The organism is Methylobacterium sp. Leaf108 (genome assembly GCF_001423265.1).
In the GTDB taxonomy this organism is placed as follows: Bacteria; Pseudomonadota; Alphaproteobacteria; order Rhizobiales; family Beijerinckiaceae; genus Methylobacterium.
Genome location: NZ_LMND01000012.1, coordinates 87,040 through 100,835, shown reverse-complemented (window position 1 = coordinate 100,835; position 13,796 = coordinate 87,040). Strand labels below are relative to the sequence as shown.

The window sequence follows — 13,796 nt, the reverse complement described above, 5'->3', positions numbered from 1 at the left end:
GCACGAATCGAAGGGGCGGCGCGCCTCAGCTTTCCTTGAAGCGGTAGCCAACGCCGTAGAGGGTTTCGATCATGTCGAAGTTGGTGTCCACCACCTTGAACTTCTTGCGCAGCCGCTTGATGTGGCTGTCGATGGTGCGGTCGTCGACGTAGACCTGGTCGTCGTAGGCGGCGTCCATCAGGGCGTTGCGGCTCTTCACGACGCCGGGGCGATGCGCCAGGGCCTGCAGGATCAGGAACTCGGTGACCGTGAGGGTCACGGGCTCGCCCTTCCAGGTGCAGGTGTGGCGCTCGGGGTCCATCATCAGGAGGCCGCGCTCCAGGGACCGGGCGGCAGCATCGGCCTCGCGGGCGGCCGCACCCGGGCCGTCCTTGGGCGCGAACCGGCGCAGGACCGCCTTGACGCGCTCCACAAGCAGGCGCTGCGAGAACGGCTTATGGATGAAGTCGTCCGCACCCATCTTGAGGCCGAACAACTCGTCGATCTCCTCGTCCTTCGAGGTGAGGAAGATGACCGGCAGGTCGGATTTCTGCCGCAGGCGGCGCAGCAGCTCCATGCCGTCCATGCGCGGCATCTTGATGTCGAAGATCGCGAGGTCCGGGGGCGAGTGCTTGAGCCCGTCGAGGGCCGAGGCGCCGTCCGTATAGGTCTGGATGCGGTAGCCTTCCGTCTCCAGCGCGATCGAGACGGAGGTGAGGATGTTGCGGTCGTCGTCGACGAGGGCAATGGTCGGCATGGCGTTCCCTATTGCTCGGATGCGGCCCACGGGCCCGTCACGAGCCAGCGCCTCCGCATCCGGCCCTGGCGAAAGGGTCCGGCAAAACGCGGTCGCGGCCGTGTCCGAGACGGGCCGCATTCGCGCGGAGAGTCATCCCCTGTAGCCGGTGCGATCTAAAAAAGCGAGCGGTCGTGGTAGCTTGACCGTAAGGGGCGGGATATTCCGCAGGCGGCCACCCCGTGCCGCGAGCCCTCCGGCGAAGAGGTCGCGGGGCGTGACCCCGTGACGTGCGGGCCGCCCGGGCTATGCTCACCCCACCCGCCGCACTCGAGGAATTCGATCCGCCATGGCCAGCGACGAGACCCCACCGCCCCTCTCCGAGCCGCGTCGCGGCCCCGCGCAACCGCTTCCGGCCTCGGAGGCGCCGTTCGACGCCATCGGGCTCGCCCGGCACCTCCTGCGGACCGTCCGCTCGGGGGCGCTCGCCACCCTCGATCCGGATGACGGCACCCCCTTCGCCTCGCTGGTGACGATGGCCACCGACGTCGACGGGACGCCGCTGATGCTGCTCTCGCGCCTGTCCGGCCACACCCGCAACCTGCTCAAAGACCCGCGCGCCTCGCTCCTGTTCAGCGCCGGCGGCAAGGGCGACCCCCTGGCCCATCCGCGCCTGACGGTGACTGGCCTCGTACGCCGGACGGAGGAGGCGCGGGCGCGGGAGCGCTTCCTGATGCGCCACCCCAAGGCCAAGCTCTACGCCGATTTTCCCGACTTCGCGTTCTTCGCCCTGGAGCCCACCGCCGGCCACCTCAACGGGGGATTCGCCAAGGCCGCGACCCTGACCAAGGCCGAACTCCTCCTCGACCTCTCGGGGTGCGAGGCGATCGTCGCCGGCGAGGCGGGCGCCGTCTCCCATATGAACGCCGACCACGCCGATGCCCTGGCGGCCTATGCGGGCGACGCCACGGCGAACTGGCGGCTGACAGGGATCGACCCGGAGGGAATGGACCTGCTGGCCGGCGACCGCACCGCCCGCATCCCCTATCCGAGCCCGGTGCGGGACATGGGCAGCCTGCGCAAGGTCCTGGTGGAGATGGCCGCCTCCGACCGTGCCGGGGCCGGCGGGCCGGCCGCCTGACAGCACGACCAGCGGCCGGCGCCGCTACGCATTCGAAACGACTGAGCCGCTAGGATCGGGCCGCGGGCCCGATCGCCCGCGGTCGGTTCCATGCGTGCGGAGTGTCATGAGTCGGTTGCGTGAAGGCGGTTCGCCCGGAACCCTCCTGCGGTCCGTCAGGATCGGGTTCGCCCGCGCCTGGAGCCGGGCCGTCGCCCGGATCCTGCCGGGGAGCGCCGCCGACCCAAGCTCGGCCGAGGAAGCGCGCCTGCGCCTCTCGACCATCGTCGCCATCGCCGCCGCCGAACGAGGCCGGTCGGCCCCGGACGGGGACGGCCCCCGGCTGCAGGTGGCGCCGGAGCGGGTCGTCGCCCAGGGCATGACCGACGTCGTCCTGCTGCGCCGTTCCGGCGAGCCCGCCACCTACGCGACCCCCTCGTTCGCGCGCCTGTTCGGTACCGGCAGCGACGCCACCGTCCTGCGCGGGCGCGTCCACCCGGACGACCTCGCGGCCTTCGACGCGGCGGACGCGGCCGTCGAGGCGACCGGCCGCAGCGTGGTCCTCGCGGTGCGCATGCGCCATGCCGACGGCCACTGGATCTGGGTCGAGGCCGTCAACGACCCCGTGGCCGATGGCGTGGCCGAGGGCGGCCCCACCATCCTGTCGTGCCTGCGCGACGTCACCGAGCGGCGCAACCAGTCCGACGAGTGGCGCATGGCCCGCGATGCGGCCGAGCTCGGCCGGGCCAGGGCCGAGAACACCACCCGCGCGAAATCCGAGTTCATCGGCCTGATGAGCCACGAGATCCGCACGCCGCTCACCGCCATCCGCGGCTTCATCGACCTCCTCACCGACGGCGGCCCGCTCGAACCGCAGCAGCGCCGCCACCTCGCCCTCGTCGAGGCCGCCACCGAGACCCTGCTCGTGGCGGTGGACGACATCCTCGACTACGCGAAATCCGAGACCGGCGACCTGCGGATCGAACGGCGCAGCTTCGCCCCGGTGGCCGTGATCGCCGGCGTCGTCGACCTCGTCCGCCCGGCCGCCGAGGGCAAGGGCCTGATCCTCGACACCAGCTTCGGCCACGACCTGCCCGCGCAGGTGACGGGCGACGAGCGCCGCCTGCGCCAGATCCTCCTGAACCTCCTCAACGACGCGGTCGGCGTGGCCCAGGCCGGAGCGATCCGCCTCTCGGTCCTCGGCCCCCGCCTCGGGCAGGGGGCGGACGTGCTGCGCATCGCCATCGTCGCGACGGTCCCCGACCAGACCAACGTCACGGTGCTGCCACGGGCGGCCCTCATCGACGGCGGCGGCCTCGGCCTCGCCATGGCCCAGCGCTTGATCGGGCTGATGGGAGGGCGCCTCGACCGGACGACCCGGCCCGGCGAGGCGGCCGCCTACCGGTTCTCCGTGGTGCTGCCGGCATCCCTCGAAGCCGAGCCCGCCCCGGCGGCGATGGAAGTGGCCTTGACGCGCCCCACCCGCGTGCTCCTGGCCGAGGACGGCGCCATCGACCAGGAGGTGGTGCGGGCGATGCTCGAAAGGTCCGGCTGCGTCGTCGACGTCGTCGGCGATGGCCTGGCCGCCGTGGAGGCGGTCCAGGCCCGGACCTACGATCTCGTGCTGATGGACATGGTGATGCCGGTGATGGACGGCTTGACCGCCGCCCGCCGCATCCGCGCCCTGCAGCATCCCTCGCGCCGCGTGCCGATCCTCGCCCTGACCGCCGACGTGATGCCCCAGCGGGTGCGCGCCTTCACGGAGGCGGGAATCAACGACCACCTCGCCAAGCCGTTCGACCGCGCCTCCCTCGCCGAGGCGGTGGCGCGGCAGCTCTCCGCCTTCGTCCTCCTGGATGCCGGTGAAGGCGGTCAGCGCCCGAGCCGGCCGGCGGTGTTCGAGCGGGCCTGCTACGATAGCCTGCGGTCCGAACTCGGCCTCGCCGCCGCCCAGGGCACCCTGCGAGCCTTCATGTCGCTCCTGGAGACCGCAGGCGATGCCGCGAGCTCGGCCCGGGAAGCGCAGACCATCGCTGTGGCCGCCGCCCGCCTCGGCTTCCTCGACCTCGCCAACGCCTACGGACGGCTCGCCGCCGCGGCCGAGGGGCCTGAGTCGACGGCGGCGCAGCGGCGCTGCTCCATCGCCCGCGATCTGGCCAGGCGCACCTTCGGCGAACTCACGTCCCTGCAGAGCCCCGACGTCTCCTCCACCGTCGCGCTGCTCTGACCGGCGCGACGCCACGCTCGCTTGGCGCTGGCGGGCGGCACTGCTATCTCGCGGGTCCGTTCCTAGAAGCCGACAGACCGTGCGCCGGGCCCTCGCCTCAAGCCGACGGGCCGCGCCGCGCCGGAGAGCCAATTCTCGATGACGACATCCCCCATCGACAACATCCGCAACTTCTCCATCGTCGCCCATATCGACCACGGTAAATCGACCCTGGCCGACCGGCTGATCCAGACCACCGGTACCGTGGCCCTGCGCGACATGAGCGAGCAGATGCTCGACTCGATGGACATCGAGAAGGAGCGCGGCATCACCATCAAGGCGCAGACCGTGCGCCTCGAATACAAGGCCGAGGACGGCAAGGACTACATCCTCAACCTGATGGACACCCCCGGCCACGTCGACTTCGCCTACGAGGTCTCGCGGTCGCTGGCCGCCTGCGAGGGCTCGCTGCTGGTGGTGGACGCCTCCCAGGGCGTCGAGGCGCAGACGCTGGCCAACGTCTACCAGGCGCTCGACGCCAACCACGAGATCGTGCCCGTCCTCAACAAGATCGACCTGCCCGCCGCCGAGCCCGAGCGCATCCGCGCCCAGATCGAGGAGGTCATCGGCATCGACGCCTCCGAGGCCGTGGCGATCTCGGCCAAGAGCGGGCTCAACATCGAGGCGGTGCTGGAGGCCATCGTCAAGCGCCTGCCGCCGCCCAAGGGCGACCGCGACGCGCCCCTCAAGGCCCTGCTGGTGGACAGCTGGTACGACGTCTATCTCGGCGTCGTGGTGCTGGTCCGCATCGTCGACGGCGTGCTCAAGAAGGGCATGAACATCCGCATGATGCGGGCCGACGCCGTGCACGGCGTCGACAAGATCGGCGTGTTCCGGCCGAAGATGGCGGACATCGCCGAACTCGGCCCCGGCGAGGTCGGCTTCTTCACCGGCTCGATCAAGGAGGTCGCCGACACCCGCGTCGGCGACACCCTCACCGAGGACAAGCGCCCCTGCAAGGAGATGCTGCCGGGCTTCAAGGACGTGCAGTCGGTCGTCTTCTGCGGCCTGTTCCCCGTGGATGCCGCCGAGTTCGAGACCCTGCGCAGCGCCATGAGCAAGCTGCGCCTGAACGATGCGTCGTTCTCCTACGAGATGGAGACCTCGGCGGCGCTCGGCTTCGGCTTCCGCTGCGGCTTCCTCGGGCTGCTGCACCTGGAGATCATCCAGGAACGGCTGGAGCGCGAGTTCAACCTCGACCTCATCTCGACGGCGCCCTCCGTCGTCTACCGCCTGCAGATGACCGACGGCACGGTCAAGGAACTCCACAACCCGGCCGACATGCCGGACGTGATGAAGATCACGGCCATCGAGGAGCCGTGGATCCGCGCCACGATCCTCACGCCCGACGAGTATCTCGGCGGCGTCCTCAAGCTGTGCCAGGACCGGCGCGGCACCCAGGTCGACCTCAACTACGTCGGCAAGCGCGCCATGGTCGTCTACGACCTGCCGCTCAACGAAGTGGTGTTCGATTTCTACGATCGCCTGAAGTCGATCTCGAAAGGCTACGCGAGCTTCGACTATCACATCTCCGATTACCGCGAGGGCGACCTCGTGAAGATGTCGATCCTCGTCAATGCCGAGCCGGTGGACGCCCTCTCGATGCTGGTCCACCGCACCCGCGCCGAGCATCGCGGCCGGGCGATGTGCGAGAAGCTGAAGGACCTCATCCCACGCCACCTGTTCCAGATCCCGGTCCAGGCGGCGCTCGGCGGCAAGATCATCGCCCGCGAGACCATCAAGGCCCTGTCCAAGGACGTCACCGCCAAGTGCTACGGCGGCGACATCTCGCGCAAGCGCAAACTCCTGGACAAGCAGAAGGAGGGCAAGAAGAAGATGCGCCAGTTCGGCCGTGTGGAAATTCCGCAGGAGGCCTTCATTGCGGCGCTGAAGATGGACGATTAGCCAGCGTCATATATCGATTGTATATTTTATACTTTAGGCGGTACAAATCCGATATAGAACTCTCGAATTGTTCATCGATGCGGACAAATTGGTTATATCTCTCAAAAAGCGGCAATTTTAATCGAATTTTATCAATGCCGGGATAGGATTGCCCAGTGCCGCTCCTGGGTTGTCCAACATGTCGCTCAATATCCTGTCCGATTCCGCGGTTCTGCGTGCGCTCGACAAGTCGCTCGGGCGGATCGAATTTTCGCTCGACGGGCGCATCCTGCGGGCCAACCAGCCCTTCCTCGACGTGATCGGCTATCGCCTCGACGAGATCGAGGGGCGGCCGCACGCCATGCTGGTCCCCGAGGCCGAGCGGGACAGCGCCGAGTACCGGGCGTTCTGGGAGCAGCTTCGCCAGGGCCAGTTCCAGTCGCGCGAGTTCAAGCGGGTCGGCAAGGGCGGGCGGACGATCTACATCCAGGCGTCCTACAACCCGGTGCTCGATCGCCGCGGGCGTCCGGTCAAGATCGTGAAGTTCGCCACCGACATCACCGCCCAGAAGGCCCGCGACGCCGTCTATCAGGGGCAGATCGCGGCGCTCGACCGGTCCCAGGCGGTCATCCATTTCACCCTCGACGGCACCATCACCGACGCCAACGAGAACTTCCTGTCCACCATGGGCTACCGGATCGAGGAAGTCCGCGGCCGTCACCACAGCCTTTTCGTCAGCGAAGCCGAGCGCGATAGCCCCGCCTACGCGGCCTTCTGGGCGGCGCTCGCCGAGGGCCGCTATCAAGCCGGCGAGTTCCAGCGCCAGGCCAAGGACGGCCGCATCGTGTGGATCATGGGTGCCTACAACCCGATCCTCGACGCGGAGGGCCGGCCTTCCTCGGTCGTCAAGTTCGCGACGGACGTGACGCAGCAGGTGAACGACCGCATGCGCCGGATCGCCGGCCAGAAGGTCATCGACGGCGACATCGAGGCGATCACCCACGCGATGTCCGACGTGGCCGTCCGCGCCCAGAAGACGACGGACAGCGCCGTCGAGACCTCCGGCAACGTCCAGGCCATCGCCGCGGGGGCCGAGGAGTTCGCCGCCTCCATCGAGGAATTGAGCCGGCACGCCACGGAGGCGAGGACCGCGGCGGACGATGCCGTCGTGCGCGCCCGCGAAGCCAATGGCATCATCTCGGGCCTGACAACGGCCGCCGACAGGATCGGCGAGGCCGTGAGCCTGATCCGCTCCATCGCCGACCAGACCAACCTCCTGGCACTCAACGCCACCATCGAGGCGGCGCGGGCCGGCGAAGCGGGACGGGGCTTTGCCGTGGTCGCCACGGAGGTGAAGGCGCTCGCCGCCCAATCGTCGCGGGCGACCCAGGAGATCGGCACCCAGATCGGCGCCGTGCAGGCGGCCACGGACCAGGCCGTCGACGCGATCACGGCGATCACCGCGACCATCGCGCATCTGAGCGAGATCTCGCTGAGCGTGTCCTCGGCGGTGACCGAGCAATCCGCCGTCACCCGCGACATGTCCCTGAACATGCAGAACGCGGCAAAGAGCGTACAGCTCGTACGCGAGAGCATGGAGGGCATCTCGCAGACCGCCGGAGAGATCGACGCCTCGGTTCGCCGGGTCGCCGTCTCGGCCAGGGCCCTGGCCTGAGACGGTTCCCGCTCGAATCGAGCCGGAACCGCATCGCCGAGCCCGCGCGGCCCGCAAGCGAAGCCCGTTTCCGCACCACGACGTGATCGACAGGACACCGTACGACGCGGCTCGCGGTCTGCCCGACCCCCGGGCCGCTTCCGCCACGTCGCGGATCGCTTCCCGCTCTACTCGTCGGTGCCCTTGCCGCTCGCATCGGAGGCGGCGCCATCGCGTGGTTCGGCGTTGGCGACCGCGGTGCGCTCGAGGAACGGCTTGAGCCGGTCGGCCAGCTGCTGCCCGAGGTGCCTGGCGTAGGCGTTCTTGAAAAAGCGGTTGCCGGTGCCGCGCCCGTAGAGCCGGTCGTGCGCGCCGACCATGGCGTCGACCTCCGGACGGCATAGGAAGCCGGTGACGCTGGCCGCCTCGTACCAGCGTCCGGCCCGCGCGAAGGCCATGCTGCGCGGGTTGGCCGCCACGGTCTCGGCGAAACAGGCGGTGGCCGCCTGCTCCAGGGGAAGCAGCATCTCGTGCGCGCTACCGGGAACCCGAGGCCCCGCCTGCACCGGCGGCGTGAGAGCGACGACGGTCACGAGGCTGAGCAGCACGGCTTTCATCGGGGAAGGCCTCAGGCATGGCTAAGATCGGTGCCATCCGAGTATTCACCAGGGAATCCGGCCGGAACAGGGCCGAACGACGAGATCGTGATGCCGGGTCGCGCCTGTGACGCCGGGGGCACAGATCGCGGGGCTAGCCCCGGCGTTCGGCGTTCCAGCGACCCGTGCAACGGACTGGTCCGTTTGTGGTCCAGGTGCCGTTGCCCAAGCCCTCACGTCCGAGGCGGCCGACGACGCTGGCGCTGTCCGACCCGCGCGCGATCACCGCCTTGACGCTGCCGTTGCCGGAGACGCGCCCGCGCACGTCGAAGTCGTCGCCCGCATAGCTCGCCTGCCCGCGATCGATCTTCACGCCGTAGCGATAGGCGCGGTCGCAGGGGCCGTCCTCGGTGATGACCTCGATGCTCCAGCTGCCGTCGTAGCGGTCGGGGACGGCGACCTTCTTGGCGGCCACCGGCCCCGTTGCGGCGACCGCGATGGCGGAGGTCAGGGCTGCCAGGCTCAGGAGACGCATCGTCATGTCCTCGATCCGTGTTGGTGGACCCGGGAAACCGCCAAGCGCCCACAACGGTTGCGGGCTGGGCGCTCAGGCCGCGGCCGCCGTGGCCAGCGCCGCCCCCAGCAGCGCGAGGAGGTCGCCGCCGGCATGGAGGTAACCGGTGACGCCGGCCTGCCTGAGCGCCGCGTCGAGCTCGCCCGGCTTGCCGGCCAGATAGATCTCGCGGGCGCCCGCCGCCTTCAGGGCCTCGGCAGCCACCACCGCATGGGTGGCGTAGAGCGCATCGGACGAGCACAGGCAGGCGATGGCCGCGCCGGATGCGGTGAAGGCCTCGGCCAAGGCTGCGGGCTCGACGAAGCCGTCGTTGCCCAGGGCCTCGATGCCGCCCGCCGCAAAGGCGTTGGCCGCGAAGGTCGAGCGCGCGTTGAAGACCGCCACCGGGCCGAGGTTGGCCAGGAACACCGCCGGGCGCTTGCCCGAGGATGCCAGATGCGCATCGGACGTGTCGCGCAGCGCCTCGTAGGGCTCGGCGAGGCGGTGCGAGGGCAGGGCGGCCTCGCCCGCCGGCATGGGTGCGGCGGCCGGCACGTCGAGGACGGTGACGGGCTTCTCGTAGAGGTTCGGGAATTCGCTGGCGCCGGTGAGCGCCTCGCGGCGTGTCGCCACCGCCTTGGTGCGGGTCGCCCGCATCGCCGCGATCCGGCTCTGGAGGTGTCCCGCCCGGAGGCTGGCGAGGATGCCGCCCTCGCGCTCGATCTCCTGGAAGCCGGCCCAGGCGCTCTCGGCCAGCGATTGCGTCAGGGTCTCGAAGCTGCCCGCGCCGGCGGCCGGGTCGGCGACCCTGGCGAGGTTGGATTCCTCGATCAGCACGATCTGGCTGTTGCGTGCCACCCGCCGGGCGAAACCGTCTGAGAGGCCGAGTGCCAGGGTGTAGGGCAGGGCGGTGACCGCATCGGCGCCGCCCAGGCCCGCGGAGGCGGTGGCGAGCGTCGTGCGCAGGATGTTGGTGAAGGGCTCGCGCCGGGTCATCATCCGCCAGGCGGTCTCGGCATGCAGGCGCAGGGGCTTCGGGTCGAGCCCGCAGGCGGCCTCCACCCGCGCCCACAGCCGGCGCATGGCGCGGAACTTGGCGATGGTCAGGAACTCGTCGGCATCGGCCACCAGCAGCACGGCGATCGCGTCGCGCGCCCGTGCCAGGTCGTGGCCGGAGGCCTCGAGGCCGCGCAGGTAGGCCACGGCGGTGGCGAGCACGGCGGCGAGTTCCGCCCCCTCGCTGGCGCCGGCCTCGTGATAGGGGCGCCCGTCGGCGAGCATGGCGCGGCCGGTGAAGCCGGCCGCATCGAACGTCGCCAGCAGCGCGGCGGCCTGCGACAGACCCTCGTCCGCCTCGGCGCCCGTGGCCGCCAGGGTGCCGATCGGATCGAGACCGAGATCGAGGTCGAGGGCGCCGAGCGCCTCGCCGCGGGCCTCGGCCAGGGCCTTGACGAGTTCCGCGGCTTCGATGCCACGGACGCCGGCGTCGAGGCGCAAGCCGATGAGCGGCAGCATCACGCCCGACAGGGCGGTCTCGAGGGCGGTGACGTCGTGGGCTTCGAGCCCGTAGCCGCGGGCGGACGGCGCGCCGGCAAAGACCAGGGTAAGCGCGTCGGCGCCGCCTTCGAGGTCGGCCAGGGCGAGCGCGTTGGCGGCGGCCGGATCGGGATGGTCGAGGCGCTGGGAGATCCGCCACGGGCCGGGCGCCCGCATCGGCTGGGCCACCGGCTCGGCCGCCTCGTAGAGCGGTTCGATCCGGATGCCGTCGGCGCTGCGCGAGACTAGCCGCTTCTCGAAATCGCCGCCCTTGAGCACGCCCTCCACCAGGCCGAGCCAGCGCTCGCGGGTGGCCGGCGGAAACAGGTCGGCGAAGGGGCGGTCTTCCATCGTCAGGGCCTCGCGAGCGATGCGCCGGCCGAGCGTGGCCGGACACGGTTTCGCTGCAAGCCCTCGCATGACGGGCCGCGTGGAGGCAATCGCCTTGTGGCTGTTGCCGCGACGCCTATCCGAACACGATCAGGCCCGCGAACCCGAGCGACCCGACGATGATCCGCCACCAGGCGAACAACCGGAAGCCGTGGGCCGAGACGTAGTCGAGCACCGTGCGCACCACGATCAGGGCGGAGATGAAGGCGGTGATGAAGCCGATGACGATGAGGCCGGTGTCGTCCACCGTGAGGTTCTTGTAGTTGTCGAGCAGGTCCTTGGCGAAGGCGCCGGCCATCGTCGGCATCGCGAGGTAGAACGAGAACTCGGTGGCCGAGCGCTTGTCGGCCCCCATCAGCATCGCGCCGACGATGGTGGCGCCCGAGCGCGACACGCCGGGGATCATGGCCAGGCACTGGAACAGGCCGATCTTGAGGTCCATCACCAGGGGGAAGTCGAACACGTCGCGTTTCTCGACCTCGAGGTCGGTCTCGTCGATGACGAGCAGGACGAGGCCGCCGGCCACCAGGGTCGCGCAGACGATCCACGGGTTGAACAGGTAGTACTTGATGTATTTCGACAGGAGGCCGCCGATGATCGCCGCCGGCAGGAAGGCGATCAGGATGCCGAAGACGAAGCGGCGCGCCCGCGGATCGTTGGGGAAGGCCAGCGCCACGCCCAGCAGGCGGCGGAAGTAGACCGTCAGGATCGCCAGGATGGCGCCGAGCTGGATCAGCACCTCGAAGGTGTTGTTGGGCGACTTGAAGCCGATGAAGTGCCCGACCAGGAGCTGGTGTCCGGTGGAGGACACCGGGATGAACTCGGTGGCGCCTTCCACCACGCCGAGCACGACCGCCTTCGCGATGCCGACCGCATCCATCATCTGATCGCCCCGATATCGTGGTGGTTGGGTGTCGCGTTCATCGCGCCGTCGAGCGGGCCGCGGGGCAGGCTTGTCCGATCGCGGTTGACGGACGGTTACCGTGAAAGGTCGAGCGTGTTAATGAGGCGGCAACGATCGAGCAATAAGTCTCAACCGCGGCCCGTTCACGAGGGGCTTCGACACGGCCCGTCGGCCCGACGCGCCGAAACTCGTCCGAAACGGCCTCGATGGCGACGCTGCACCATTCCCCCTTCTGTCCGCACTCACGTTTCGTGCGCCTGGTCCTGGCCGAGATGGGCATGGAGCCGGCCCTCGTCGAAGAAAAGCCGTGGGAGCGTCGCGACGCCTTCCTGCTCCTCAATCCCGCCGGCACCACGCCGGTCCTCGTCGAGGAGACGGGGCTGGCCGTGCCGGGGCCCGGCATCATCGCGGAATATCTCGACGAGACCCGCGGGCTCGGCCTCAGTGGCCGGCGCCTGCTGCCGGAGGTCACCGCCGACCGGGTCGAGGTCCGCCGGCTGCTCGACTGGTTCCTCGTCAAGTTCGACGCGGAGGTGACCGGCTACCTGGTGCTGGAGAAGATCCACAAGCGGTTCATGACGAGCGCGGTGGGCGGCGGTCCGCCGGACATGCACGCGATCCGCGCCGCGCGCACCAACGTGCGCTACCACCTCAAATACATCGGCTACCTGATGGGGCGGCGGCGCTGGCTGTCGGGCGACCATCTCACCTATGCCGATCTCGCGGCGGCGGCCCATCTCTCCTGCGTGGATTACCTCGGCGACGTGCCATGGGACGAGGACGAGACCGCCAAGGACTGGTACGCGCGGGTGAAGTCGCGCCCGTCCTTCCGCACCCTGCTCGCCGACCGTGTGCCCGGCATGGCCCCGGCCGACCATTACGCGGACCTCGATTTCTGACGTCCTTCGCGCGGCTCCCGATCCGGCACGGACGCCGTTTCCCGGGCGGGCGCGGACCCCGTTCCGGGAAGCGCCGATGCGTGACGAGCCGGCCTCCTCCGGCATGAAACAGCCCCGAAAGATCCTCGCCGGCGGCGAACTCCGGGACGCCCTCGAGACCCGCGCCCGCCGTCTCGGCTTCGACCTCGTCCGGGTGACGACGCCCGACGCCGTGCCGGGCCTCCCCGAAGACCTCGCGGGCTGGCTCGCCGCCGATTTCCACGGCGGGATGGCGTGGATGCAGGACCGCGCCGACCAGCGCGCCGACCCGGCCGTACTGTGGCCGCAGGTCCGGTCGGTCGTCATGCTCGGGATGAACTACGGTCCCGAGACCGATCCGTTGTCGCTCCTCGAACAGCGGGACCGCGGCGCCATCGCGGCCTACGCCCAGCGGCGCGACTACCACGAGGTGCTGAAGGGCAAGCTGAAGGAACTCGGCGGCTACCTCTCGGCCAAGGGCGACGTCCGCGTGAAGGTTTTCGTGGACACCGCTCCCGTGATGGAGAAGCCGCTGGCGGCCGCCGCCGGCCTGGGCTGGCAGGGCAAGCACACGGTGCTGCTGTCGCGGGCGTTCGGGAACTGGCTGCTCTTGGGCGCCATCTACACCTCGGCCGCGTTCGCGCCGGATGCGCCCGAGGCCGACCATTGCGGCGGCTGCCGGCGCTGCCTCGACATCTGCCCGACGGGCGCGCTGCCGGCGCCCTACCGGCTCGATGCGCGGCGCTGCATCTCCTACCTCACCATCGAGCACGAGGGGCCGATCGCGCCGGAGTTCCGCGCGGCCATCGGCAACCGCATCTTCGGCTGCGACGATTGTCTCGCCGTCTGCCCTTGGAACAAGTTCGCCAGGGCGGCGGGCGAATCGCGGCTGGCGGCACGCGACGACCTCCTCGCGCCGCCGCTGGCCGACCTCGCCCGCCTCGACGAGGCGGCGTTCCGGGTCCGCTTCGCCGGCACGCCGATCAAGCGGACCGGGCGCGACCGCTTCCTGCGCAACGTTCTCATCGCCATCGGCAATTCGCGGGACGAGACCTTGGCGCAGGGCGCCCTCGACAACCTGCGCGATCCGTCCGCCCTGGTGCGCGGCATGGCGGTGTGGGCGGCCGCCCGACTCCTCGACCCGGCGCGCTTCGCGATCCTCGCCGACGACCACGCGGGCCGAGAAACCGACGCCGACGTGCTGGCGGAATGGGACGCCGCGCGCGATATGGCCCCGGTGCGCCCCGGCGCGACCTGACGA

The 13,796-nt window shown here is 70.1% G+C and carries 11 protein-coding genes; 6 read left to right on the top strand and 5 right to left on the bottom strand.

Annotated features, from left to right (window positions below; genetic code table 11):
• Positions 1–25: 25 nt before the first annotated feature.
• On the bottom strand, positions 26–736 hold the full coding sequence (locus ASF39_RS08685; protein ID WP_055887887.1) for a response regulator transcription factor: 711 nt from the start codon (positions 734–736) through the stop codon (positions 26–28).
• Positions 737–1,064: 328 nt separating this feature from the next.
• On the opposite strand from ASF39_RS08685, the gene ASF39_RS08680 reads away from it, so the two are divergent.
• From ASF39_RS08680 to ASF39_RS08665, 4 genes are all read left to right on the top strand, one after another.
• Positions 1,065–1,856 carry a DUF2470 domain-containing protein gene (locus ASF39_RS08680; RefSeq protein WP_056282832.1) on the top strand — a complete coding sequence of 264 codons (792 nt, stop codon included), beginning with the start codon at positions 1,065–1,067 and terminating at the stop codon, positions 1,854–1,856.
• Between the two features lie 106 nt (positions 1,857–1,962).
• The gene (locus tag ASF39_RS08675) at positions 1,963–4,062 is read left to right on the top strand and encodes a response regulator (protein WP_056282829.1); all 2,100 of its coding nucleotides are present in this window, start codon (positions 1,963–1,965) and stop codon (positions 4,060–4,062) included.
• Between the two features lie 138 nt (positions 4,063–4,200).
• Positions 4,201–6,006 (top strand): translation elongation factor 4, encoded by a 1,806-nt coding sequence (gene lepA / locus ASF39_RS08670; protein WP_055887894.1) that lies wholly within the window; start codon positions 4,201–4,203, stop codon positions 6,004–6,006.
• 178 nt (positions 6,007–6,184) lie between these two features.
• Positions 6,185–7,660, top strand: a complete 1,476-nt coding sequence (locus tag ASF39_RS08665) for a PAS domain-containing methyl-accepting chemotaxis protein (RefSeq protein ID WP_056282826.1) — start codon at positions 6,185–6,187, stop codon at positions 7,658–7,660.
• Positions 7,661–7,827: 167 nt separating this feature from the next.
• Here the strand turns inward: ASF39_RS08665 and ASF39_RS08660 are convergent, their stop codons facing one another.
• The 4 genes from ASF39_RS08660 to ASF39_RS08645 form a co-directional block, all read right to left on the bottom strand.
• On the bottom strand, positions 7,828–8,256 hold the full coding sequence (locus ASF39_RS08660) for a hypothetical protein (RefSeq protein ID WP_055887899.1): 429 nt from the start codon (positions 8,254–8,256) through the stop codon (positions 7,828–7,830).
• A gap of 133 nt (positions 8,257–8,389) precedes the next feature.
• Complete coding sequence (locus ASF39_RS08655; protein ID WP_055888101.1) at positions 8,390–8,770, bottom strand: hypothetical protein; 381 nt, start codon at positions 8,768–8,770, stop codon at positions 8,390–8,392.
• Positions 8,771–8,842: 72 nt separating this feature from the next.
• On the bottom strand, positions 8,843–10,675 hold the full coding sequence (locus ASF39_RS08650; protein WP_056282822.1) for a methylmalonyl-CoA mutase subunit beta: 1,833 nt from the start codon (positions 10,673–10,675) through the stop codon (positions 8,843–8,845).
• A 115-nt stretch (positions 10,676–10,790) separates the two neighbouring features.
• Complete coding sequence (locus ASF39_RS08645; protein ID WP_056283492.1) at positions 10,791–11,594, bottom strand: undecaprenyl-diphosphate phosphatase; 804 nt, start codon at positions 11,592–11,594, stop codon at positions 10,791–10,793.
• A gap of 230 nt (positions 11,595–11,824) precedes the next feature.
• On the opposite strand from ASF39_RS08645, the gene ASF39_RS08640 reads away from it, so the two are divergent.
• Together ASF39_RS08640 and queG are read left to right on the top strand one after the other, a co-directional pair.
• Positions 11,825–12,517, top strand: coding sequence for a glutathione S-transferase family protein (locus ASF39_RS08640; RefSeq protein ID WP_055887906.1), 693 nt, complete (start codon positions 11,825–11,827; stop codon positions 12,515–12,517).
• A 103-nt stretch (positions 12,518–12,620) separates the two neighbouring features.
• Positions 12,621–13,793: a tRNA epoxyqueuosine(34) reductase QueG gene (gene queG / locus ASF39_RS08635; protein ID WP_082494481.1), complete on the top strand. Its 1,173-nt coding sequence runs from the start codon at positions 12,621–12,623 to the stop codon at positions 13,791–13,793.
• The last annotated feature ends 3 nt before the right edge of the window (positions 13,794–13,796 follow it).

Coding starts and splice junctions, on each gene's coding strand:
- ASF39_RS08660 (WP_055887899.1), bottom strand. CDS start 8,256: ATGAAAGCCGTGCTGCTCAGCCTCGTGACCGTCGTCGCTCTCACGCCG.
- queG (WP_082494481.1), top strand. CDS start 12,621: ATGAAACAGCCCCGAAAGATCCTCGCCGGCGGCGAACTCCGGGACGCC.
- ASF39_RS08675 (WP_056282829.1), top strand. CDS start 1,963: ATGAGTCGGTTGCGTGAAGGCGGTTCGCCCGGAACCCTCCTGCGGTCC.
- ASF39_RS08685 (WP_055887887.1), bottom strand. CDS start 736: ATGCCGACCATTGCCCTCGTCGACGACGACCGCAACATCCTCACCTCC.
- ASF39_RS08645 (WP_056283492.1), bottom strand. CDS start 11,594: ATGGATGCGGTCGGCATCGCGAAGGCGGTCGTGCTCGGCGTGGTGGAA.
- ASF39_RS08650 (WP_056282822.1), bottom strand. CDS start 10,675: ATGGAAGACCGCCCCTTCGCCGACCTGTTTCCGCCGGCCACCCGCGAG.
- ASF39_RS08680 (WP_056282832.1), top strand. CDS start 1,065: ATGGCCAGCGACGAGACCCCACCGCCCCTCTCCGAGCCGCGTCGCGGC.
- ASF39_RS08655 (WP_055888101.1), bottom strand. CDS start 8,770: ATGCGTCTCCTGAGCCTGGCAGCCCTGACCTCCGCCATCGCGGTCGCC.
- lepA (WP_055887894.1), top strand. CDS start 4,201: ATGACGACATCCCCCATCGACAACATCCGCAACTTCTCCATCGTCGCC.
- ASF39_RS08665 (WP_056282826.1), top strand. CDS start 6,185: ATGTCGCTCAATATCCTGTCCGATTCCGCGGTTCTGCGTGCGCTCGAC.
- ASF39_RS08640 (WP_055887906.1), top strand. CDS start 11,825: ATGGCGACGCTGCACCATTCCCCCTTCTGTCCGCACTCACGTTTCGTG.